The organism is Clostridium sp. CTA-17 (assembly GCF_054767895.1).
Genome location: NZ_BAAABF010000001.1, coordinates 720,042 through 743,662, shown reverse-complemented (window position 1 = coordinate 743,662; position 23,621 = coordinate 720,042). Strand labels below are relative to the sequence as shown.

20 protein-coding genes are annotated in these 23,621 nt (G+C 27.1%); 13 read left to right on the top strand and 7 right to left on the bottom strand.

The genetic code is table 11. The features are described from left to right. Positions 1–72 precede the first annotated feature (72 nt). On the top strand, positions 73–1,140 hold the full coding sequence (locus tag ACYUCG_RS03190; RefSeq protein WP_265886782.1) for an NAD(P)H-dependent flavin oxidoreductase: 1,068 nt from the start codon (positions 73–75) through the stop codon (positions 1,138–1,140). A 68-nt stretch (positions 1,141–1,208) separates the two neighbouring features. Here ACYUCG_RS03190 and truA read toward each other — a convergent pair whose 3' ends face one another. Then, the gene (truA, locus tag ACYUCG_RS03185) at positions 1,209–1,955 is read right to left on the bottom strand and encodes a tRNA pseudouridine(38-40) synthase TruA (protein WP_460268123.1); all 747 of its coding nucleotides are present in this window, start codon (positions 1,953–1,955) and stop codon (positions 1,209–1,211) included. A 209-nt stretch (positions 1,956–2,164) separates the two neighbouring features. Here truA and ACYUCG_RS03180 point away from each other — a divergent pair, with 209 nt between their 5' ends. After that, complete coding sequence (locus tag ACYUCG_RS03180; protein WP_370867600.1) at positions 2,165–2,890, top strand: tRNA 2-thiocytidine biosynthesis TtcA family protein; 726 nt, start codon at positions 2,165–2,167, stop codon at positions 2,888–2,890. A 30-nt stretch (positions 2,891–2,920) separates the two neighbouring features. Here the strand turns inward: ACYUCG_RS03180 and ACYUCG_RS03175 are convergent, their stop codons facing one another. Then, entirely contained in the window at positions 2,921–4,792 is a 1,872-nt protein-coding gene (locus tag ACYUCG_RS03175) for a sensor histidine kinase (RefSeq protein ID WP_333960905.1), read from the bottom strand. A 400-nt stretch (positions 4,793–5,192) separates the two neighbouring features. Between ACYUCG_RS03175 and ACYUCG_RS03170 the strand changes: the two genes are divergently transcribed. The 3 genes from ACYUCG_RS03170 to ACYUCG_RS03160 all read left to right on the top strand — a co-directional run bounded on the left by ACYUCG_RS03170 (position 5,193) and on the right by ACYUCG_RS03160 (position 9,254). After that, complete coding sequence (locus ACYUCG_RS03170) at positions 5,193–6,701, top strand: YfcC family protein (protein WP_460268122.1); 1,509 nt, start codon at positions 5,193–5,195, stop codon at positions 6,699–6,701. 232 nt (positions 6,702–6,933) lie between these two features. Further along, positions 6,934–8,355, top strand: coding sequence for a spore germination protein (locus tag ACYUCG_RS03165; RefSeq protein ID WP_460268120.1), 1,422 nt, complete (start codon positions 6,934–6,936; stop codon positions 8,353–8,355). 116 nt (positions 8,356–8,471) lie between these two features. Beyond that, the gene (locus ACYUCG_RS03160) at positions 8,472–9,254 is read left to right on the top strand and encodes a Tim44 domain-containing protein (RefSeq protein WP_460268118.1); all 783 of its coding nucleotides are present in this window, start codon (positions 8,472–8,474) and stop codon (positions 9,252–9,254) included. Between the two features lie 128 nt (positions 9,255–9,382). Here the strand turns inward: ACYUCG_RS03160 and ACYUCG_RS03155 are convergent, their stop codons facing one another. Next, on the bottom strand, positions 9,383–9,850 hold the full coding sequence (locus tag ACYUCG_RS03155; protein ID WP_060795469.1) for a hypothetical protein: 468 nt from the start codon (positions 9,848–9,850) through the stop codon (positions 9,383–9,385). Between the two features lie 117 nt (positions 9,851–9,967). Next, on the bottom strand, positions 9,968–11,800 hold the full coding sequence (locus ACYUCG_RS03150) for a beta-N-acetylhexosaminidase (RefSeq protein WP_460268114.1): 1,833 nt from the start codon (positions 11,798–11,800) through the stop codon (positions 9,968–9,970). A 160-nt stretch (positions 11,801–11,960) separates the two neighbouring features. Here ACYUCG_RS03150 and ACYUCG_RS03145 point away from each other — a divergent pair, with 160 nt between their 5' ends. The 3 genes from ACYUCG_RS03145 to ACYUCG_RS03135 all read left to right on the top strand — a co-directional run bounded on the left by ACYUCG_RS03145 (position 11,961) and on the right by ACYUCG_RS03135 (position 15,966). Further along, positions 11,961–12,779 carry an AraC family transcriptional regulator gene (locus tag ACYUCG_RS03145; protein WP_460268112.1) on the top strand — a complete coding sequence of 273 codons (819 nt, stop codon included), beginning with the start codon at positions 11,961–11,963 and terminating at the stop codon, positions 12,777–12,779. 149 nt (positions 12,780–12,928) lie between these two features. Next, on the top strand, positions 12,929–13,441 hold the full coding sequence (locus tag ACYUCG_RS03140) for a ferritin (RefSeq protein ID WP_011590621.1): 513 nt from the start codon (positions 12,929–12,931) through the stop codon (positions 13,439–13,441). Positions 13,442–13,968: 527 nt separating this feature from the next. Further along, positions 13,969–15,966 carry a KUP/HAK/KT family potassium transporter gene (locus ACYUCG_RS03135; RefSeq protein ID WP_460268108.1) on the top strand — a complete coding sequence of 666 codons (1,998 nt, stop codon included), beginning with the start codon at positions 13,969–13,971 and terminating at the stop codon, positions 15,964–15,966. Between the two features lie 103 nt (positions 15,967–16,069). Here ACYUCG_RS03135 and ACYUCG_RS03130 read toward each other — a convergent pair whose 3' ends face one another. Together ACYUCG_RS03130 and ACYUCG_RS03125 are read right to left on the bottom strand one after the other, a co-directional pair. Continuing rightward, positions 16,070–16,423, bottom strand: a complete 354-nt coding sequence (locus tag ACYUCG_RS03130) for a hypothetical protein (protein WP_060795459.1) — start codon at positions 16,421–16,423, stop codon at positions 16,070–16,072. Positions 16,424–16,587: 164 nt separating this feature from the next. Then, the gene (locus ACYUCG_RS03125) at positions 16,588–18,528 is read right to left on the bottom strand and encodes a GTP-binding protein (protein WP_460268104.1); all 1,941 of its coding nucleotides are present in this window, start codon (positions 18,526–18,528) and stop codon (positions 16,588–16,590) included. Between the two features lie 200 nt (positions 18,529–18,728). Here ACYUCG_RS03125 and ACYUCG_RS03120 point away from each other — a divergent pair, with 200 nt between their 5' ends. The 3 genes from ACYUCG_RS03120 (at position 18,729) to ACYUCG_RS03110 (ending at position 20,386) form a co-directional block, all read left to right on the top strand. After that, entirely contained in the window at positions 18,729–19,748 is a 1,020-nt protein-coding gene (locus tag ACYUCG_RS03120; RefSeq protein WP_447409912.1) for a lactonase family protein, read from the top strand. 315 nt (positions 19,749–20,063) lie between these two features. Continuing rightward, the gene (locus tag ACYUCG_RS03115) at positions 20,064–20,234 is read left to right on the top strand and encodes a hypothetical protein (protein ID WP_011590616.1); all 171 of its coding nucleotides are present in this window, start codon (positions 20,064–20,066) and stop codon (positions 20,232–20,234) included. 11 nt (positions 20,235–20,245) lie between these two features. Then, positions 20,246–20,386: a hypothetical protein gene (locus ACYUCG_RS03110; RefSeq protein WP_196489538.1), complete on the top strand. Its 141-nt coding sequence runs from the start codon at positions 20,246–20,248 to the stop codon at positions 20,384–20,386. A 30-nt stretch (positions 20,387–20,416) separates the two neighbouring features. On the opposite strand, the gene ACYUCG_RS03105 is transcribed toward ACYUCG_RS03110, so the two are convergent. Further along, entirely contained in the window at positions 20,417–21,202 is a 786-nt protein-coding gene (locus ACYUCG_RS03105; protein WP_060795454.1) for a histidinol-phosphatase, read from the bottom strand. Between the two features lie 237 nt (positions 21,203–21,439). Here ACYUCG_RS03105 and ACYUCG_RS03100 point away from each other — a divergent pair, with 237 nt between their 5' ends. After that, positions 21,440–22,060: a methyltransferase gene (locus ACYUCG_RS03100; RefSeq protein WP_060795452.1), complete on the top strand. Its 621-nt coding sequence runs from the start codon at positions 21,440–21,442 to the stop codon at positions 22,058–22,060. Positions 22,061–22,088: 28 nt separating this feature from the next. Continuing rightward, the gene (locus ACYUCG_RS03095; protein WP_004458826.1) at positions 22,089–23,543 is read left to right on the top strand and encodes a cation:proton antiporter; all 1,455 of its coding nucleotides are present in this window, start codon (positions 22,089–22,091) and stop codon (positions 23,541–23,543) included. Positions 23,544–23,621: the final 78 nt, after the last annotated feature.

Genomic DNA, 23,621 nt, shown 5'->3' with positions numbered 1-23,621 from the left:
ATATTTATATTCAAATATTTTAATAATCAAAATATTTGTTTTTCTAATTTTTAGACAGAAAGGATAGTTTCTATGAATATAAAACCACTTACAATTGGAAATTTAACAGCTAGATTACCTATTATACAAGGAGGAATGGGAATTGGTGTGTCCCTTTCAAATTTAGCTAGTGCCGTAACAAAAGCTGGAGGAATAGGAATTATATCCGGTGCTCAACCTGGATACTTAGAAGAAGACTTTAAAAATAATCCTTTAGAAGCTAATTTAAGAGCTTTAAAAAAACATATAAGAATAGCTAAAGAAAAATCACAAAATGGAATCATAGGAGTTAATTTAATGGTAGCTATGAATAACTACGCAGAGCATGTAAAGGCTGCTATAGACTCTGGAGTTGATCTAATAATTTCAGGAGCTGGACTTCCCTCTCATCTTCCTAAATTTACGAAAGGTAGTAATGTAAAAATAGCTCCTATAGTTTCTTCCCTTAAAGCTGCCAAAGTAATTTTAAAACTTTGGGATAGGCATCATAAAGTATCTCCAGATATGATTGTAATTGAAGGACCAAAAGCTGGAGGACATTTAGGATTTACTAAAGAATCACTTGAAGATGAAAGTAACAAGTTTGATTCAACAATACTAGATATAATAAAAGAAACTTCTATTTATGAAGATAAATATGAAAAGAAAATTCCAATAATAGTTGCAGGTGGAGTTTTTGATGGAAAGGATATTGCAAAATATTTAAAACTAGGTGCAAGTGGAGTTCAAATGGCAACTCGTTTTGTGGCAACTTATGAATGTGATGCAAATATAAAGTTTAAAGAAGCATATATAAATTGTAATAAAGAAAGTATATCCATAGTAAAAAGTCCTGTTGGAATGCCAGGAAGAGCTATTAGGAACTCCTTTGTTCAATTTACAGAAACAGAAAAATCTAAGGTTTCTCATTGTTATAATTGCCTAATCCCTTGTAATCCTACTGATACTCCTTATTGCATAAGTCAAGCACTTATAAATGCCGTAAAAGGCGATATAGATAATGGACTTATTTTTTGTGGTGAAAATGCCTCAAAAATAGATAAAATAGTATCTGTAGAGACACTTATGAATGAATTAGAAAAAGATTTATTAGAAGCATAAAATAATCTGTATAAAAGAGTATAAATACTAATTAATAGTTTAAAACTACTCTTTTATACAGATTTTATTTAATAATTTAATTCTAAAAGACAAAGTCCATGAGCTGGTGCTTTCTCTGAAGCTTTTGCTCTTTCCTTCGCTTCAAGTATATCATTTATATATTGGGGTTCAATTTTTCCAAGTCCTACATCTACTAAAGTTCCTACTATTATTCTAACCATGTTTAATAAGAAGCCATTTCCATTTATCTTTATACTTAATATATTATTATTTTCATGAAATTCAATGCTATTTATGGTTCTTAAAGTTGATTTATTCTTTGACTTTAAACTTGTAAAACTCTTAAAGTCATGAGTACCCAATAAATATTTTGCCCCTTCTTCCATTGCTTCTAAATTCAACTTTTCTTCAACATGCCATGCATATTTTCTTAAAAATACATCTTTGAACTTATTGTTATCAATTGTATATTCATAAGTTTTAGACTTAACATTAAATCTAGCATGAAATCTTCCACTTGCTTCTTTTATTTCCTTTACCCTTATATCCTCAGGTAAATATTCATTTATGTATTCAATAATTTGTTCTAGAGTCATAAGAGAATTCGTCTTAAAATTTGCTACATAATTTTTTGCATGTACACCACTATCAGTTCTTCCACAACCAATTAGTTGAATCTCTTCATTAGTCATTTTAGTTAGTACTTTTTCTAATTTATCTTGAACTGTAGAAACATTACTTCCCTTTTGGTTTTGTTTTTGCCATCCCTTGTACTTACTACCATCATAATCTAAAGTAATTTTTATATTTCTCATTTTAATTTCCTTTCAAAAATAATTTAAATATATAAATTTAAATTTTTAATACTTAATCTAAGTCTTAATGTAACATGTTAAAATTGTACTATCAATTTAAATATCTGACAATAAATTTAATTTTATTCTAAAATTTTCAGTCTTTTAATTTTCATCTTTTTATTATAAGATAATTAAATAAACATTAAGAGGTGATTTTTATGAAAACCATGCAAAAATTATTAAGTAAAACTAGACAAGCTATAAAAGAATATGACCTTATTGAAGATGGTGATAAAATAGCCGTAGGACTTTCTGGTGGAAAGGATAGTCTAACACTTTTACATATATTAAAAAACTATCAAAGATTTTCTCCTGAAAAATTTGAATTAATAGCTATAACTTTAAACCCTGGAGGAGTTGATAACAGTCCATTACATAAGCTTTGTAAAAATATAAATGTTCCTTTTTATGAAATTCAAACAGATATAAAGGAAATAGTTTTTGATATAAAGAAGGAAAAAAATCCATGTTCCTTATGTGCTAATCTTAGGAGAGGCGCATTAAATGATAATGCTGAAAAACTTGGATGCAACAAAGTTGCCTTAGGTCATCATAAAGATGATGCCTTAGAAACCCTTATGCTTTCTATAAGCTATGAAGGAAGAATAAACTGCTTTTCTCCTAAAAGCTTTATGCATAAAAATAATCTAACTCTCATAAGACCTATGGTATTTATTGAGGAAAGCCAAATAAGGAAGGCAGCAGCAGAATATAATTTTCCAATAATAAAAAATCCTTGTCCTGCAGATGGTAAAACTAAAAGAGAAGATATGAAAAATCTTATTAGAAGTTTAGACAAAACTATGCCTGGTTTTAAGAAAAATTTATTTAAATCTTTAACCAATACAGATCAAATGTTTGTATGGGATAAAGAAACTGTTAGAAATATGTAAAAAGCTGTATCAATTGATACAGCTAATTTTCTAAGGGCTATAAATATCTGACAACTCTATCTTGTAAAGTTCTTCTCTATTTTCTCTTTCACAAGATGTTAAAGCTATCTCATCTAAAATTTCGTTTTCAAATCTTTTAATAGGCATTTTTATTATGAATTCTGTTCCTTCTCCTAACTCACTATTAACTTTCATTTCTCCACCATTAATTTTCACAAGTTCATTAGCTATAAAAAGTCCTATTCCACTTCCTTCATTAACCTTGGTTAACCTATTGTTTATTTTTTTAAATCTATCAAAAAGCAATCCTATCTTATCCTTTGGTATGCCTATCCCTGTATCTTTAATACTTATATTTACATATTTTTCATCAAAACTCATATTTACATCTATATTGCCATTTTCTCGATTAAATTTTATAGAATTTGATAAAATATTTAATAATATTCTCTCTAAATGATTCAAATCAAAAGCAATTATTTTTTCTTCCTCTTCTGTATCAAAGGTTATGGAAATTTTATTTTTTTCAGCAAATTCACATATAGACATTGTTATATCTTCCACACAACTTACTATATCATGATTTTTAATATTAATATTAAAAAAGCCAGCTTCTAGTTTTGTACTATCTATTAAATTGTTTATTAACTTTAACAATCTAAAAACATTCTGCTGAGCCATTTTTATATAATTAATATAACTTTCTACATCTCCACCTATATTATTTTTTAATTTTAATTCTAAAAGTTGAAGTGCACTGTATATTAAGTTTACAGGTGTCTTAAATTCATGAGATATATTTGCAAAGAACTCCATTCTAAGCTTTTCCATCTCATTATTTTTTTCTATATTGTCTGTAATATCATTTATAATTATGATTCTCCTTATAGATTCACCATTTTCATTTTTTATTGAATTTGCTCTAAATAAAACAGTTCTAACTTCATTATCTGCCCTAACAATTCTAGCCCTCTCCATAAAAAAATCCCCATAATCAATGTTATTAAATTTATATCTATCTTCAGGATGAATTCTATCTAATTTTACAATCATACTTTTTTCTTTGTATAACTCTTTACAATTTAATCCATATAATTTTTCAAAAGCATGGTTTACATAAATGGTTTTTTCTCCTTCTTTTATAATTACAACATCATCTAAGTAATTAAGAACTTCAAAAAACATCTTATCATTTTTCTTAAGCCTATATTCTATAGCTTTTTTATAGGAAATATCTCTTGTTAATCCAATTATACCTTTAATTTCATTGTTTTCATCAAAATATGGAGATTTTATAGTCTCCTCTAAATAACCATCTTCACTTTCAAATCCCCATTCTTCACCATAAACTTTCTTTTCTCTTGAATTAATAACCTCTCTATCTGTTTTAATAAATGTTTCTACCTTACATGGGTTATCAAAAAATAAATCTTTATCAGTTTTTCCTATTATATATTTTTTCTCAATTCCAACTTTATTTTCAAAAGCCTTATTACAATTTATATATCTTCCATCAATATCCTTAAAAAATACATAATCTGTTAAAGAATCTAAAAATAAATCTAACATGTCTTTTTCTTTTTTTAGATTAATTTCTAGTTTATTATACTTCTCCAATAAATATTGACTAAACCAAATAATCACATAATCATTATTAAGTAAGTTTAAACTAAGGTTTTTATTTAAATCTTTATAATGTCCTTCTACCTCAATATTACTTGTACTAAATATAGTTTTAAAATCTATATCACTACCTAGTACCTCACTTAATAACTTGTTATTAAATTCTTTTATACTAGACTTAAGTACAAATAAATCATTAGAATCTTTAGTCCTTAGCTTCCCATAAATATAATCCATAGGACATGATTCTAATATTTCTTCAAAATTAAAATCCTTCATATAATATAACTCCCCTTTAAGTTATGAAAATTAATTATTTTCAAGTTAAAACATTCTTTCCCTTATTTAATTTTTATTATATTCATTTTGGAACTTTAAAACAATATATTAAATTTATTTTAATTATGTAAAAATATGATAATTTAATATTTTAAATATATTTTCTACATTAAATCCCAAATTAAGTCAAGTTTAAATTATTTCATTTAAGGTTAATTAATAGTATATACGTATTTATTTAATCGCTCATTCATTATTTTAATAATTTTTTCAGATTTTACCACCTAATTACAAAATAGTATAATTAAAATAATACAATTATTTAATTATTAAAATTTATTTAGTAATATTAGTAATTGTAAACTTTAACAACATAAAAAACTTAAGAGGAGGTAAAAAAATGAATAAAAAGAAAAAGATTTCATTCCCTACAGCCTTTACTGTATTATTTATTGTTTTAATCTTATCAGCTGCTTTAACTTATTTGATTCCAGCAGGATCATATTCAAAGTTATCTTATAACGAAGCTGAAAATATGTTTATTGTTACAAATCCTCAAGGTGAAAGCACTAAAGAAGCTGCAACCCAAAATACATTAAATGAACTTGGTATAAAAATAGACTTAAGTAAATTTACTGATGGAAGTATAAGTAAACCAATAGCTATACCAAATACTTATGAGAAAGTTGCTCAAAATCCTCAAGGTATTGCTCAAATAATACAGGCTCCTATTCAAGGAACTTATGACACTATAGATATAATTATGTTCGTTCTAATAATAGGTGGAGTAATTGGAGTTTTAAATACCACTGGAGCATTTAACGCCGGAATTGCTAGCCTTTCTAAAATAACTAAAGGAAAAGAATATATACTTATAATATTATTATCAATACTTATTTCTCTTGGTGGTACTACTTTTGGATTGGCAGAAGAAACAATAGCTCTTTATCCTATTCTGCTCCCAATATTCTTGGCTTCTGGTTATGATGCTATAGTATGTATTGCTACAATATATATGGGTTCATCCATAGGAACAATGTTCTCAACTGTAAACCCATTCTCTTCAGTAATAGCTTCAACAGCTGCTGGAATAAGCTTTAAAGAAGGACTTGATTTTAGGATGATAGGATTAGTTTTAGCTACACTTATAACAATAATTTATATACTTAGATATGCTAAAAAAGTTAAAAATGATCCTTCTAAATCCCTTGTATATGATCAGAAAGATGAAATAGACTCTAAATTCCTTCATGAATCTAATAATGATGTTCCAGTATTTACTTGGAGACTAAAACTTATGCTTTTAATCTTTGCTGGTTCATTTGTAATTTTAGTTTATGGAGTTTCAGCTAAAGGATGGGGATTTATACAAATGACTGCTCTATTCCTTGTAGTAGGAATAATTTTAGGATTCCTTTCAGGACTTGGAGAGAAAAAATTTGTTAATACCTTTATATCTGGTGCTGCTGATTTAGTAGGTGTTGCATTGGTTATCGGTGTTGCAAGATCTATAAACTTAATACTTGAAAATGGTAAGATATCAGATACTTTACTTTATGTATCCTCAAATGGAATTCAAGGTATGGATAAAAATATATTTATAATATTAATGCTTGTTATATTCATAATCTTAGGATTCTTTATTCCATCTTCATCTGGTCTTGCTGTTTTATCAATTCCAATAATGGCACCACTTGCAGATACAGTTGGTTTACCAAGGGATGTTATAGTTAGTGCTTACCAATTTGGTCAAGGATTAATCTCATTTATAACTCCAACAGGATTAATTCTAGCTACCCTTGCTATGGTTGATGTAACCTATAATAAATGGTTGAAATTTATTATGCCTTTAATGGGAATTATAGCAGCCTTTGCAGCCTTATTATTACTAGTACAGGTGCACTTTTAAAACATTTAAAATATTAGTGTATTAAAATCACTTCTTTATAAAACTTACAAACAATATGAAAATTATATAGATAAGCTTTGGAATTTAAATTCTTAGGAAAATCTATTAATTTTCTAAATATGTTTGTAAGTTTTTTTATTATAAGAATACTAAACTATAAAATTATTATAGGAATATTATTTATTCTCCTTTGAAATAATAAGTTTATATTATTTACTAAGGAGGAATTTTTTTGGACTTAACATCAAATTTTGATAAAAATATAAATACTTTATCTAAAGCTTTAAGGGTTGGAAAAAGTTTTGATATAATTGAACGTTCAATAATAATTGGGGATAAAAAAGCCACAATGTATTATATTGATGGATTTGTAAAAGATGACGTAATGGAATTAATCATGAGTGACTTCTTTTCCTTAAGCAAAACTGAAATGAACTTAATAAAATCACCTAAGGATTTTATGAGAAGACAAATTCCTTATGTTGAAGTAGCTGAAGAAGTATCCATAGATAAAATAGTGTCTCAAGTTCTCTGTGGACAGACAGCATTAATTTTAGAAGGATTCTCCAGTGCAATAATGATAGATTTAAGAACCTATCCAGTTAGAGGGCCTCAAGAACCAGAAACTGAAAAAGTATTAAGGGGTTCTAGGGATGGTTTTGTAGAAACTATTGTATTTAATACTGCATTAATTAGAAGAAGAATAAGAGATCCTAGACTTACCTTTGAAATGATGTCTATAGGAAATGTATCAAAAACAGATGTGGTTATATCATTTTTAGACGAGGTAGTTGATAAAAAAACTCTTAATCTAATAAAAAAGAAATTTGAAAACTTAGATATACAAGCATTAACCATGAGCGAACAAAGCCTTGTTGAATCTCTTTCAAATGCCTCATGGTATAATCCATTCCCTAAGGTTAGATATACAGAAAGGCCTGATGTTGCAGCTGCCCATATAACTGAGGGAAAGATAGTTGTTATTATAGATAACTCTCCTTCAGTTATAATTTTACCAACTACTATATTTGATTTTATACAGGATGTTGATGATTATTATCTTCCTGTAATAACAGGTAATTTTATTCGTTTAATAAGAAATTTTATACTAATTTCTACTATTTTTATAACACCACTTTATTTGCTTTTAATACAAAATGCCTATAGAATACCTGATTACTTAAAATTTTTATTACCTGTTGATGGCTATAAAGTCCCATTGATAGTTCAATTTTTACTTCTTGAAGTTGCAGTAGATGGATTAAAACTTGCCTCTTTAAATACGCCAAATGCCCTTGGTATGTCCTTATCTGTTATTGGAGGATTAATACTTGGTCAATTTGCTGTAGATACTGGTTGGTTTTTACCACAAACTATATTATATATGGCCATAGTTACGCTAGGAAGCTTTTCTCAACCTAGTTTAGAACTTAGCTATGCCTTAAAGTTTTGGAGAACACTCCTACTCATATTAACAAGCCTATCTAATGTAATAGGATTTTTTGTAGGATTAATAATAGGAATAGTTTTAATTGCAAGCAATAAAACTTTAACTGGCGATTCCTATCTTTATCCTCTTATTCCACTTGACTGGGAAGCACTTAAAGCACTTATATTTAGAGTAAGATTAGTACCTAAACAAAAAGAGGAATAATAAAAATTTATTAATTTTCTTAAATTTTCATTTAATAAATAATATTTAATAAAAAAAGAAGGATTTTGTTAAATATTGTAGTAATTAATACTCTATAGGAGTAAGGAGGACAATAAATGAAAAATTTAAGAAAGATTTTAAGTATAATGTTAATACTATTATTTTTAATCCCATCCACAACAGTTCTTTGTCGTGCCGGCGGGGGCGGCRGAGGAGGCGGAGGCGGTGGTGGGGGAGGTGGCGGCGGTGGTAGAGGAGGATCTTCTTCACATAGCTCTCATAGAAGCAGTTCAAACTCTCCTTATGGAAATATGATTAACTTCTTAATATTAAGTTCATTCATAGGAATAAATTTCTTGTTTGTGAAAAACGGAAGTGTATCTAGATATAAAGTTTATTCTAAAAGAAGAGAAGCTATGTCTACTCTAAAAGACTTTGAGATTGAAAATCCAGCATGGAATTTCTATGAAATAGAAACTCAGATTGAAGAATCCTTTCCTTTAATTCAAGAGGCTTGGATGAATAGAGATTATTCACCTGTAAAACATTTAATGACAGATAACTTTTTTGATACTCATACTGTAAAAATGAATTGGATGCTTTTAAAGAAGGAAAAGAACATCTTATCTGATGTAGAATTAAAGAAGGTAACCCCTATATTAGCAGTAGAAAATGATGAAAATGGAAAGGATTTTATTTGGGTTTTATTAAAGGCTAAAATGATTGATTACACTATAAATGAAGAAAATAATTGCATAATTGATGGTGATTATTCAACAGCAAATTCATTTCAAGAATTCTGGAAGTTTATAAGAAAAGATGATAAGTGGTTAGCTGATACTATACTTCAAGTAGATGATATTGAATCTCTTGACTACTTTGATAAATTGAAGCCTTAATAAAAATTAAATTTTACTAAAACAATCTATAGATATAAATAAAACTTATAAAGAACATTATGGAAATTTCTAAACTGCAAACTAAAAAACCAAGCTTTAGCTTGGTTTTTAGTTTATATAATTAATTTTTAATTTTCTTCTTTTAATTCATTCATAAATTCTTGAGCTTTTATTTTTAGTGGACTATCATCCTTAAGCTTTTGTAATCCAATACTTAGCCCTTCTTTATCTATTACTAATCCATCAGTAGGAATATACCATTTTACCCTTCTACAGTGTTGCATAGGCAATTCATCTAGTCCAACTTTATTAAATACAGGTTCAAATCTATATGGACTTGTTACTTTACCAGCTGCTACAATAGTAAAGCTTCCATCTCTTGAATTTATTTGTTTTAAAATAAGTACATCTCCTACCTTAACTTCTTCAGCAAATCTCTTTATAACTATTCCCTCTTTGCCTAAGATATCATACTCTTCTTTATTGTCAAAATAATCTCCTTTATCTCCAGGGCCAACAATTGCTACTCCTAAATCAAAGAATATATCTATTAAATTTGTGTTACCTATCTCTGCTGATATTTGCCAATAATTCATAATTATTACCTTCTTTCATTCTATTAGTATAAAAATAAAGTTATCAACAAAGTAAATATTACTTTATAATATATTATACTCTTTAAATTTATATTTGTTTAGCCTTTAAAAATCCTCTTAATCTCTTAAATATGAGCACATATATACTATAACTTCTCTTATTCTATTAAGCTCGCTTTCTTTATTATATTTTCTCCATATTGATGTGTAATCATAAAACCAAAGCTCTAAATCCTTAGCTAAGTCTTTTTTATCTATATCTAATAAACTTTTTTTATTAAACTCTCTTTCAAGTAATGCCATAAAGAATTTATCTATAAGCTCCCATCCCTTTGAAGACACAATAAAGCTTTGAATAGATTCTTTATCCTCTGTATTTTTAAGTAATTTAATAAACTCTCTTCTTACCTCTGAAGCAACCTTATATCCCTCAAAAACTTTTAAAGTATCTATACTCTTAATTTCTTCCTTAGTTTCTTCCCTTTCATTAAACTTTTCTTTCCATCTAACAAGTTCTCCCCAACCTGCAACTTGATTTTTAGAAAGCTTATCCATTAAAGAAACTACCTTCATAGATTGATCACCAAATTCCATAAGTGATATAGACTTAAAGATTTCATTAAATTCCTCTTCCTTTGGATTCCATGAAATTCCTGCTCCATAAATCATAGATGGCATTGAATTAGCTAATAGATTTATATTTCCATAGTCTCCCCAGTTTGTATTTAAAACACCTATAGCTCCATATTTCATTCCATGGTTAACCATTCTTCTTATATTGCTAAAAGAGCCTTCTATAAGATTCATCATCATATTCCATCCACCTACACCAGGGCAAACATATTGTACTTTATTATGCTCTGCTATAATTTTTGTGGCTACATCATTAGCCTGTGGATGATAGTTCCAAGTTAAGCAAGTTAAATCCTCTGGTATATCACTTAAAAGCTCTGGATATCCAACTATTATATCTCCCCAGAACATAACATTTTTATTGAACCTTTTTACAATGTTGTATACCTTATTTAAAAACTCTGTATATATTTTACCTACTCCTAATTTTTCAGCCTTCTCTCTACTCTTTCCTTTTCCTAAATCAAAGGTTTCATCACAGCAAATATTAAACTTATCTGAACTAAATAAAGGAATAAATTCTAAAAGCATTGATTCAACAAAGTCTAAACTTTTAGAATTAGTAACATCTAAAGTATGATGTGCCATTCTATCTACAAAAGAATATTCTTCATCTCCTATTTCTAATTCACAAAGATCTCTAAATGATTTACTTCTTAAAGCTTCATATAGATGCCCAAAGGTTGATAATGATGGTACAAGTTCCACATGTCTCTCTTTGCAATACTTGTCTAAAATCAATATTTCCTCTGCTGTTAAAGGATCCTTATCCATCCAAACTTCGCTCATTCCCTTAAAAGCAAAGGTATGCTCTATATATAGTTGCAACTGATTTATTTTATAAAAGGCTGCCTTATCAACTAAGCTTTTTAATGTATCTAATGTTGGTACCATTCCCCTTGTTACATCGTGATAAAATCCACGATATTTAAAATATGGAGAATCTTCTATTGTTAGATTTGGAATACATGCTCCAAACTCTCTTACAAGCTGTCTAAAGCTCTGACATCCATAGAATAATCCAGCACCAAACCCTTCTATTATTACCTGATTCTCTTTTATTTCTATTTTATATTCCTCTTCATTTTCAAATTTGCATTCTCTTAAAATTATTGAGTTACTATATTTCTTATCCATAAAAAGTTTATTTATGTTAAGCTTAAAATCTAATATTCTTTCTATTTCCTCTTGAATCATAATTGCCAAATTTAAATCTTCAAAGGATAATTCACTACTTAATATAATTTCAGTATCTCTTTCTATAAAAAATTCACCTTCATAATTAACTACATTTTTTGGTCTTGGTATTAAATGCATTTCTCTTCCCCCTAATAATCCTTTACTTTCTACAAAAATTTGCTCATAATGGTAATAAACAATTTAAATGTTTACTATTATTATATAAAATTATTTTATTTATTTAAGCAAGTATTTTGCTATTATTTAACACAATATTGCTTTTTATATAGGAGGAATTATGAGTAATTACATATATGAAAATCACTTTCATAGAGATCCTAATTTCCCAGTAATATTTCATTGTGATATTTTAAATAAAAATAGACCTAGTTTTTTGATGCATTATCATGAAAACATAGAACTTCTCTACTTCTTAGATGGACATGCTAAGGTGGTTTGTGATAATAAAATACTCAAAGCTAAAGCTGATGATATTATAATAATTAATTCAAAGGAGCTGCATTCTATAGAAAAAATATCTGATTACTGTAAATATTACTGTCTTATTATAGATAAAGATTTACTTAATGATAATTTAAATAATTTTGATAATTTTAGATTTAAAAACTTAATTAAGGATTCATTTTTAAAGATGAAAATTGAAGAAATAAATAGGGAATTAAGTAATAAAAATGATTATTTTAAAGAATTTATAAAATCGGATATACTTCAAATTTTAATTCATATTAAGAGAAACCATATTGAGCAAAACTCATCATTAATAAAAATAAAAGATAATAATAAAATACTAATGGTAAAAGAAATAATAAATTATTTAAAAGAAAACTATAAAGAACAAATTTCAATTGATCATATATGTAACCATGTTGCTTTTAGTAAATATTATACCTGTCGTACCTTTAAAGAGGTAACAGGGCAAACTATTCTAGATTATATTAATCATATTAGATGTATTAATGCTAGAAATTTAATCCTCTACAATGGATATACTATATCTGAAAGTGCTTATAAAAGTGGCTTTAATAACTTATCTTATTTTTCAAAAACATATAAAAAGTATATAGGATTACTTCCATCTGAAGAAAAAATTACATAATTTAAGCATTATAAAGTAATCTCAAGATACTCCTATCTATTATTAATAGAATAATAATTTCTGTTAATAATTTTTATAAATTAGTTTGCTTAATTTTCTTTTTAAGACTACAATTATTTTATAGAAATAATAAAAAGAGGTGTACATATATGTTAAGTGAAAATTTATTACAAAAACTTAATGAACAAGTTAATTTTGAATTTTATTCATCATATACTTATTTAGCTATGGCTGCTTATGCTGAATCTGTTGACCTAAGTGGTTTTGCTAATTTTTTTAGAGTTCAAGCTCAAGAAGAATTATTCCATGCAATGAAATTTTACGATTATATATTCCAAAAAAATGGCGTTGTTGAATTAGAACAAATAGATAAGCCTAAATTTAATTTTTCAAATATAATTGAAGCCTTTGAAAAAGGTTATGAACATGAACAATTAGTAACTCGTAAAATATATGACCTTGCAGATGTTGCTTTTGAAGAAAAAGAACACGCAACTATGAGTTTACTTAAATGGTTTATAGATGAACAAGTTGAAGAAGAAAACAACTTCCACTCATTATTAAAAAAAGTTAGAAGATCTGAAGGTAATCCTGCTGCTTTATATATGATGGATGATGAATTAGCTGCAAGAGTATTCACTCCTCCAACAACTACAAAATAGATTTAATTTAAAGTTATCAATAAAAAGGGCGTGTATCAAAATAACTTTTGATAAAGCTTACAAACATATTTCGAGAATTACTAGATTTCACTAAGAATTTATAATCATTACTTCGAAGATATCACTAAAGCTTCGAAACTTGCTTCGCTTCGAACAGTCTCAGCTTTTTAACGTGATATCTTCTACGTAATAATTTAAATTCTAAAGTTCATCTAGATATTCTCTTCATACTGTTTGTAATCTTTATTATATTTTGATACAGCCTTTTTTATTTTACTAGATTACTTTAATACTCATCAGGAATTCATTATAATTTTTTCAAAAAACTTATATATTTTTTAATAAACTTTTTAATGTAAAAGTTTTAATAAAATAGAACTAATTTCTTTTTAATTTATAACTTTACATCATTTCATAATGGTGCTAGTATAAATTTTATTAGATTTTAATTTTATGTGTACACATTAATAATTTATTAATATTTTTCAACTTAATAATTAACTTATGATAATAAAGGAAGAATAGATATGAGTACTAATAAAAGTTCTATTGAAAAAATTACTTTAGGAAGCTTTTTAATAGCCTTAGGGGTTGTTTATGGAGATATTGGAACTTCTCCTCTTTATGTTATGAAATCAATAATAAATGGCAATGGAGGTTTAGAAAGCATTACTCCTGATTTTATCCTTGGAGTATTATCTCTTATTTTTTGGACTATGACTTTATTAACAACAATAAAGTATGTTCTTATAACATTAAAAGCCGATAATAAAGGAGAAGGAGGTATATTTTCTCTTTATACCTTAGTTCGTCGTCGTGCTAAGTGGCTTATTGTACCTGCCATGGTAGGAGGTTCTGCTCTACTAGCTGATGGAATGCTAACCCCAGCAGTAACTGTTACTTCATCCATTGAAGGTTTAAAAATCTTGCCTAGTTTTAATAATATATTTGGAAATAATCAAGATATAATTATAATCATTGTACTAGTAATACTAAGTTTTTTATTCTTTATTCAACATTTTGGTACAGAAATAATAGGTAAAATCTTTGGACCGGTTATGTTTATTTGGTTTGCATTTTTAGCCATATTAGGAATTGTAAATTTATCAGGAAATTTATATCTTTTAAAAGCACTTTCTCCTCATTATGCAATAAAAATTTTATTTAGTCCAAATAATCATTTAGGTTTTTTTATTCTTGGAGGAGTATTTTTATCAACAACTGGAGCTGAAGCTTTGTACTCTGATCTTGGTCATGTTGGTAGAAAGAATATCTATCTTACTTGGCCTTTAGTTAAAATATGCTTACTATTAAATTATTTTGGTCAAGCTGCTTGGATATTATCTCAGAAAAATAATACTAAATTATATGGAATTGAAAGCTTAAATCCATTTTTTCAAATGATGCCTAGTTGGCTTTTACTATTTGGAGTTTTAATTTCTACATTAGCCGCTATTATAGCATCTCAAGCTTTAATTTCAGGTTCATATACCTTAGTTTCAGAAGCTATTAAATTAAATTTATTCCCTAGATTACAATGTCTTTACCCTTCTAATTCTAAGGGACAAATTTACATGCCAGCTATAAACAGAATACTTTGGATAGATTGTATAGCTATAGTTTTATATTTTAGAAGTTCAGATAATATGGAAGCAGCTTATGGATTATCAATAACTGTAACAATGCTTATGACATCCATACTTTTATTCAATTATCTATTAAAAAGAAAAACTCCATTACCAATTGCACTAATTATACTAGTCTTCTTTGGCTCTTTAGAATTTTCATTCTTAATTTCAAGTGCAGTTAAATTCGAAAAAGGTGGTTTTGTTTCAGTATTAATAGCTTTATGTATTTTAAGCATAATGTATATATGGATAAAAGGTCATTATATAAAAATGAGTCTATTAGACTATATTCCTATTGAAAATTATAAAAATCAATTAAAAGAATTAAAGAATGATGTAGATATACCTAAATATGCAACAAATCTTGTTTATTTAACAAGTTCAGAAAAATCCAAAAGAATAGAAAGAAAAATAATGTATTCTATATTAGATAAAAGGCCTAAAAGAGCAGATGTATATTGGTTTGTAAATGTAATTGTAACTGATGAACCCTATACAGCTGAATATACTGTAAATACATTTGGCACTGATTATATGGTTAAGGTGCAACTTAAACTTGGTTTTAGGGTTAACCAAAAACTAAATGTATTTTTACGTCAAATAGTATGTGAACTTATAAATAATGGTGATATTAAGGTTCAAAATAGAAAGTATACTACACTTCCTAACAGAAATGTAGGAGATTTCAGATTTATTCTTATAAATGAATGTTTATCATCAGAAAGCAAGCTTAAATCATGGAATTCAATGATAATTAAAGCTAAGCTTTTCATAAAAAAATTCACAGTTTCTCCAGCTAAATGGTTCGGCCTTGAATCTAGTGAAATTGAAATTGAAAATGTTCCTTTAATATTAGGATCTACTGAACACACTACTTTAAAACGTGTTTATAAATAAAGGACTTTCATCAAAATAACTTTTCATAAAACTTACAAACAGTATTTTTTCATATTGTTTGTAAGTTTTATTATTATTTTTTGATAAAAGCCCTCTCTTTATTCTAAAAAGATTTTAACATCTCATCTCTTCTTCTTTTGTTAACATAATTTGCAAATCTCATTTTAAATCTTTCAAATTCTTTAAGCTTATAAAAGTTATTTAAATCAAAGGTAAGGAATAATGTATCAACAATTAAATATTTTAAATCCTTTAAATTATCTTTATTTTCTTCCTCAACCTGAAGATCATCAGCCTTTAGTTTTAAATCTCCAATGGAATTTTGAAAATTTTCTAGATTGCCCATTACAAAATCTTCGCTAAATCCTTCAAAATTTTTATTTACTAGTTCCTCTATAAAATCCACATAATTTTTATTTACTTCTCTATATTCATCATAAATATTTACTAATTCCATTTCTTCACCTCATAGAAAATTAATTCATCTTAAATAGTTTAAACTTTCTCTATAAATTATAACTAAGCTATATATTTTTGTCTAATTAATATAATTTAGCTAAATTTTAATTTCATAAATTTCTTTAAAGTTTATACAAAGCCATATTAAAAACAAAAACTTCTCTAAACTAAACAATGCATATTTTCTTTTGCCTCTTCTCCTTTAACTAAATAAGCTTGACCCTTTGAACAAAATATAGAAGTAGAAGTATAATCAATGTCTGCATTTCTATCATATGCCATCTTTTCAATAATCTCTTCTTCATTGTGACATAAATCATACCCATGAAACTTAAGAGAAAGTCCTCCCTTTCCCTTAGTAAATGACTGAAACTCCATACCATAATTTATAAATGTAGAAACAGGTCCCTTTCCTTCTATGGTCGCTCTCTCTCCATCTATAATTGGATCCTTAAACTCTCCATTCATCCTTTGTATATCATTCATTACTCTTCCTATTAGGTTAAGATCCACATCTATTTTAAACTTATAATAGGGCTCTAAAAGTTTATTTTCTCCACTTTCTAATCCCTGTCTTAAAGCTCTCTTTGTAGCTTCTCTAAAATCTCCACCACTTGTATGTTTATTATGAGCTCTTCCTGTTAATAAGGTTATTTTAAGATCCGTAATAGGCGAACCTGTTAATATTCCCTTATGCTCACATTCAAATATATGAGTCCTTATTAAATTTTGATTTCCTGGTGTAAGATCATCTGCATGACATTTATTTTCAAATACTATTCCTGAATTTCTTTCCAAAGGCTCAATTTTTAAGTGAACCTCACTATAATGTCCTAAAGGCTCAAAATGGCCATACCCTATTACTTCTTCATTTAATGTTTCCTTATATAATATCTCTGGAGTTCCAAATTCTATTTCTTCATTAAATCTATTTTTCATAACTTCTTTAAGAACTTCCAATTGAACTTTCCCCATAATATTAACGTGAATTTCTTTTAATCTTTCATCCCAAGATACACTTAAAGTACTCTCTTCACTTTCTAAGATTTTAAACCATGAAAGTACTTCCTTTGGATTTAACCCTTCTCTATAAACCACCTTAGACTTCAAAGTAGGAACCATATCATATGAATCAATATTTTCTATACCAATCCCATCACCAGATTCTAGTCCTTTAACTCCTACCACTGCAAATATATCTCCTGCCTTAACTTCATTTACAAGTTCATATTTACTTCCATTATATATTCTAATTTCATTTACTTTCTCTAAAGACTCTTTTCCTTCTTTTAAATATGTCAATTCTTCCTTAGTTCTTAAAGTTCCACTTAGAGCTTTTATAAAGGTTAATCTATTTCCCTTTTCATCATGTCTTACTTTAAAAACTCTTCCTCTAAAAGAATCTTCTCTTTCCTCATAGTTAGTAAATGATAAGTTGTGAAACCACCTTATAAAATCTTCTATGCCCTCATCTAGTAAAGCAGAACCACATAAGCAAGGAAAAATTTTAAGTTCCTTTATCATACTTGGTATTTTATTTAATAATTCTTCTTCACTTAAATTTCCTTCTAAATATAAGTTTAATAAGTCCTCATCTCTTTCAACTACTTCTTCTATAGTCTTATCTTCTAATTTACTTGAAAAGAAAACAATATCTTCACTAAGTTTGACTTTCATTTCATTTATAACCTTATTTACTTCTGCTCCTTCTCTATCAATCTTATTTATGAAAATAAAAGTAGGAACCTTATACTTATTTAATAATTCCCATATTGTTTCACTATGTCCCTGAACCCCTTCTACTGCACTTATAATCAAAATAGCATAATCTAAAACACTAATAGCTCTTTCCATTTCTGGTGAAAAATCTATATGCCCTGGAGTATCTATAAGATAATATTCTTGATTTTCTATAGAAAATTTACCTACCTCAGAATATATAGTTATACCTCTATCTTTCTCTATTTGATTATTATCTAAATAAGAATTCTTATGATCAACTCTTCCCCTATTTCTTATACTCTTTGTATGATATAAAAGTTGCTCAGAAAAAGTGGTTTTTCCTCCATCAACATGAGCTAATATACCAATAGTCTTTTTCATCTTTGTCCTCCATTAAAAAAATCTAAACATTAAAAATTATATATGTTTTTTATTTTATATTCTTTACTATTTTTGTTTTATATGGTATAACAAATAATATTTAATCTTTAATATTATTTATAAAAATTGTTAATATATCTTATATCATACAAATAAAACGTAAAATTAACAATATACTCAAGTCAGAGGGGGCTTTAAAAATGAACAAATCTATTGCATATATAGGTACTTACACAAATGGGGCTAGTGAAGGTATCTATAGATTATGTCTAGATACTGATAAAGGAAATATTGAAGATTTATCCGTAGTAGCTAGATTCGGTAATCCTACTTATTTGTGCATACATAACAATAAACTATATACAGTGGGGAACCCACTTTCACTAGATACACTAGGTGGTGTTGCTTCTTATAATATAGAAGAGGATTATTCATTGAAATTAACAGGTGCTAGTTTACTTCAAGGTAAAAAACCTTGTCATATTAATATAATCCCAGATAAATCCTTAATAGTTTCTAGTAATTTTCATGAAAAATCAATTAATACATATTCATTAAATGAGAATTTTGATATAGATACTTCATTAAGTGCATTTTCTCATAAAGATGATTCAAAAATGCATTTTGCATCAATAACTCCAGATAATAAATTTATATGTGCTGTAAATTTAGGTATGGATAGAATAGAACTTTTTAAAATCAATTCTAATAACACCTTAAGTTACATTGAAAATCTAAGTTTTTATTGTACTAAAGGATGCGGTCCAAGACATATAGAATTTTCAAAGAATGGAAAGTTTGCATATGTTATATGTGAAAATAGTTCTGAAATCATTATATTAAAATATTTAGGTGAAGAAGGATTTAAATTAGTTCAATATCTTCATGTACTTCCTAATGGCTTTGGAGGACAAAATTTTGGTTCTGCAATAAAAATAAGTCCTTGTAATAAATTCCTATACGTTTCTAACAGAGGATTTAATGGAATATCAGCCTTTAGAATAAATGAGGAAACTGGTTCTTTATCACTTATAAATCACTATAGTTCACATGGTGATTTCCCTAGGGATTTTGAAATCAGTCCATGTAATAAGTTCTTAATCATTGCAAATGAAAAATCAAATAACCTAACAATTTATCTTAAAAATCCAGATGGAACACTAAAACTTCTAAAAAATGATATATTTATTCCATCTCCTACATGTATAAAGTTTAAATAGCAAAATAATGGGCTGTATGAAAATATATAAATAAAACTTACAAGTATTATGAAGATAATGTCTATGAAAATATATTTGTAAGTTTTATTAAAAATTATTTTAATACATGCCTTTTTTATTATTACCAAAAAACGTATATAATTCACCCTTTTGCCTGTTATATGAAATATATAAATGGATAAGCTATTATCAAGATTTAAAATCTTAAACCTATATTGATTTTTAAACCATAATTAAGTTCTGCTTTAATGGCATTTTAATTTAAAAGTCAATATTAAATAAAAATATAGCTAAATATTAAGGAGGTAATAAAAGGTGGATAATAATAAAAACAGGTTAAAAGATAGACCTAAATCAAATGCTGAGAAAAGAAAAATGTATTCAGAAGCTGGTTCTGAAATAGGAATTGAAAATGGTCATAAAAAAGGTTCCCATTCAAGTGGTAAAAAATATACTAAAAGATCAAAACTTTCTCACAATAAATAGGAGGCCAAATCATGAGTAAAAACTGTAAGAAACATAAAACTGATTCCATCTCACCATGTTCAAATAATTATAATGAAAAAGTTAAAAATAAAGCTAATGAAAATACTCCATATGGATCCAATGAGCCATCAAGTAAAACAACATATAAATAAAAAATAGGAGCTTAGTTAAGCTCCTATTTTTTATTTATTAAATTCTAATCTATCTATAATAGTTAAATCATGTTCTTTAGCAAAGTTTAAACCCATATCTAAATCATGCATTTCTTCTGGATTATGAGCATCAATTCCAACTATTCTTTTAACATTGTATTCCTTAGATAATTCCCAAAACTCTTTTATTGGATATTGATATCTTTCTCCATTATTATAAGAAAGTTTATTTCTTCTCATTCCATTTATATTTATTTCTATAGGCATATCCATTTCTTCTGCAGCTTTTAAAATTCTTTTTGAGGCCTCTTCTGCATGTTTATCCCAATTTCTATATGTCATTCCAAATAAATCTGGATGAGCTAAATATGAAAAATATCCACTCTTAATTGCTTCTACTACAAAATCAGCATAGATCATTAAGATTTCTGGTGTTAACTCTATTCTTCCAATATAAACCCATTCTCCTTTATAAGGGAAAAAATGTACTCCTAAAGCTAAATAATCTGCCTTATATTTATTCTTTAACTCTTCATAAAGCCATCCAAAGTCTGGGAAATACTCGCATTCTATGGATCTTTTTATAGATATTTTATCTCCATACTTTTCTATAGCTTCTTCTATCTTTCCAAAGTAATCCTCTAAATCTTCATAAGCCATTCTGTGATAATTATCTATATTTTTACCTGGATGTGGTAAATGATCAGAAATTCCTACTTCATCTATATTGGCTTTTATAGCTTCTTTAACATAATCTTCAATAGTTCCTGTAGCATGATTACATCTATATGTATGTGTATGATAATTGCTTCTCATTAAAATTCCTCCTATGCATTTAACCATTCATTTACTATTGTATCTAATTATAAAAATTTGACCAACATTAGATTTCCATTCTATAAATCTATTATCTCTCCTTTAGTTTAATTTACATAAAGTATTTTCAATTAACTAAGAATTCCTCATCCTAAATTTTAACTTGCCCTATTTAAGGTAAAATACTATACTGATAGTTGTAAATTTAAATACTAAATTTTTATGAAAGAGGAGAAAATGAAAGAACAATATTTTGAAAAATTACTAAATATAAAAACTTCTGGAGAACAAAAAATATTTAATGAATCTCTACATTACAATAGATATGAACCTACATCTTATGATGTATTAGAAGCTATGTGTTCTCAATATGAATTTTCTGAAGAAGATTCCTTAATCGATTTTGGCTGTGGTAAAGGAAGACTTAATTTCTATTTAAATTACTTTTTAAATATTAAAGTTACAGGAATAGAGATGAATAACTTTTTTTTTAATGAATGCTTAGGAAATAAAAAATCTTATTTATCACAAAATAAAGTTAAGGAAGATAAATTAAATTTTATAAATTGTTTTGCTGAAAGGTATCCTATAGATTCAAAGGATAATAAATTTTACTTTTTTAATCCCTTTTCAGAACAAATATTTATAAAAGTTGTTGGAAATATTCTTGATTCTGTATCTAATCATGAGAGACCAGTAGATATTATACTTTATTATCCCTCTGATGATTACATATACTATTTAGAAAACTACACTCCATTTTCTTTAAAGAAGGAAATAAAGATTCCTAATAAGTATGAATATGACTCAAGAGAAAAAATCCTTATATATGAACTTAGTTATTTAAATTTAATATAAAATACTAAAGAAAAGAGAGGATTTATTTATGAATGAAACTATAAATTATGATTCATTGTTAATCTTATCTGTAGTAGCCTTTTTTACTCCATTTTTAGTTTCAAGGCTAAAAAGAGTAAATATCCCTTATCAAGTAGGGGAAATATTTATAGGTATATTATTAGGTAAAAGTTTTTTAAACATAATTAAACCAGATATTTGGATTTTATTTTTATCAAACTTAGGATTAGCTTATTTAATGTTTTTAAGCGGTCTTGCTATAGATTTTGATGAGCTTAAACCTAAAGAAGGAGAACTTTTAAAAGATTCTAAGTTATTCACTAGTATAAAGATGTTTATTGTATCTATAATAACAGCTATAATTTTATCATTTACATTAAAATTTGCAGGAATTTCAGAAGGATATATATTCTTTGCACTGCTATTTACTGCCGCTGCCCCAGGATTACTTGTACCTATTTTAAAAACAAAACACATAATAAATAGTAGCTATGGTCAAACTTTACTTGTTTTTGGAATAATAACTCAATTAGTAAGTTTAATAGGTGTTACCTTTGTTGCCTCTGTTGCAGTAAATGGTATTACCTTAAAGAGTTTTACTTTCTTAATAATATTTGCAGTGGCTATAGTAGTATATTTCTTATCAAAGATTATATTTAAAGTTCATGATTTTTCTACTATTGCCTTTAAAAACCTTCACCTTAGCGTAAGAGGTGCATTTGTTCTTGTTTTGGTACTTGTTGCTGTTGCTGAAAAAGTAGACTCTGAGATAATTCTAGGCTCATTCTTAGCTGGTATGGTATTTTCATTAATAGTTGGGAAAGCCAAAGAAGAAATTTCTCACCAATTAGATGTGGTTGGGTATGGTTTTTTAATTCCTATATTTTTTATAATGGTAGGAGTTAATGTTGATTTAAAGGCAGTTGTTGAAAATCCTCAATCAATTGCTAAAATACCTTTGTTTATACTAATTTTCTTCTTAGTAAAATTCATTCCATCACTTTTACTAAAAAAGAAATATGGAACGAGAAATTCCTTAGCAGCATCTATGTTATTAACAGCCCAGCTTAGTTTAGTTATAGTTGGTTCTCAAATGGCATTGAATTTAGGATACATAACTGCTGCAGACTACTCTGCTTTCGTAGTTACCACAGTAATAACTTGTATCTTCTTCCCAATACTATTTGAAAAATTAATTACACTTAATGGAGATACTAATGATACTGTAGAAGAAGATGAAAAAATAATAATCCGTGAAGTACTTGTTAGTAGCCAATGGTATATAGGTAAAGCCTTAAAGGATTGTAAGTTACCTACAGGGTGTAGGATTTTCTCAATGGTAAGAGATGACCATGAATTTATGCCTAATGCTAATACAACTCTAGAGGAAAATGACCTAGTAATCCTTGCTGGAGTTAAGCATGATGTAAATGAAACCCTTAATATGCTTTCAACCTGCGATTTAACTTTGCCAGAAGAATAAAAAAGGCTGTATCAGAATAACTTTTTATAAAACTTACAAACAGTATGAAGAGAATATCTAGATGAGCTTTAGAATTTA

Coding starts and splice junctions, on each gene's coding strand:
- ACYUCG_RS03120 (WP_447409912.1), top strand. CDS start 18,729: ATGAACAAATCTATTGCATATATAGGTACTTACACAAATGGGGCTAGT.
- ACYUCG_RS03145 (WP_460268112.1), top strand. CDS start 11,961: ATGAGTAATTACATATATGAAAATCACTTTCATAGAGATCCTAATTTC.
- ACYUCG_RS03110 (WP_196489538.1), top strand. CDS start 20,246: ATGAGTAAAAACTGTAAGAAACATAAAACTGATTCCATCTCACCATGT.
- ACYUCG_RS03175 (WP_333960905.1), bottom strand. CDS start 4,792: ATGAAGGATTTTAATTTTGAAGAAATATTAGAATCATGTCCTATGGAT.
- ACYUCG_RS03150 (WP_460268114.1), bottom strand. CDS start 11,800: ATGCATTTAATACCAAGACCAAAAAATGTAGTTAATTATGAAGGTGAA.
- ACYUCG_RS03095 (WP_004458826.1), top strand. CDS start 22,089: ATGAATGAAACTATAAATTATGATTCATTGTTAATCTTATCTGTAGTA.
- ACYUCG_RS03155 (WP_060795469.1), bottom strand. CDS start 9,850: ATGAATTATTGGCAAATATCAGCAGAGATAGGTAACACAAATTTAATA.
- ACYUCG_RS03140 (WP_011590621.1), top strand. CDS start 12,929: ATGTTAAGTGAAAATTTATTACAAAAACTTAATGAACAAGTTAATTTT.
- ACYUCG_RS03130 (WP_060795459.1), bottom strand. CDS start 16,423: ATGGAATTAGTAAATATTTATGATGAATATAGAGAAGTAAATAAAAAT.
- ACYUCG_RS03170 (WP_460268122.1), top strand. CDS start 5,193: ATGAATAAAAAGAAAAAGATTTCATTCCCTACAGCCTTTACTGTATTA.
- ACYUCG_RS03100 (WP_060795452.1), top strand. CDS start 21,440: ATGAAAGAACAATATTTTGAAAAATTACTAAATATAAAAACTTCTGGA.
- ACYUCG_RS03190 (WP_265886782.1), top strand. CDS start 73: ATGAATATAAAACCACTTACAATTGGAAATTTAACAGCTAGATTACCT.
- ACYUCG_RS03180 (WP_370867600.1), top strand. CDS start 2,165: ATGCAAAAATTATTAAGTAAAACTAGACAAGCTATAAAAGAATATGAC.
- ACYUCG_RS03105 (WP_060795454.1), bottom strand. CDS start 21,202: ATGAGAAGCAATTATCATACACATACATATAGATGTAATCATGCTACA.
- ACYUCG_RS03135 (WP_460268108.1), top strand. CDS start 13,969: ATGAGTACTAATAAAAGTTCTATTGAAAAAATTACTTTAGGAAGCTTT.
- ACYUCG_RS03125 (WP_460268104.1), bottom strand. CDS start 18,528: ATGAAAAAGACTATTGGTATATTAGCTCATGTTGATGGAGGAAAAACC.
- truA (WP_460268123.1), bottom strand. CDS start 1,955: ATGAGAAATATAAAAATTACTTTAGATTATGATGGTAGTAAGTACAAG.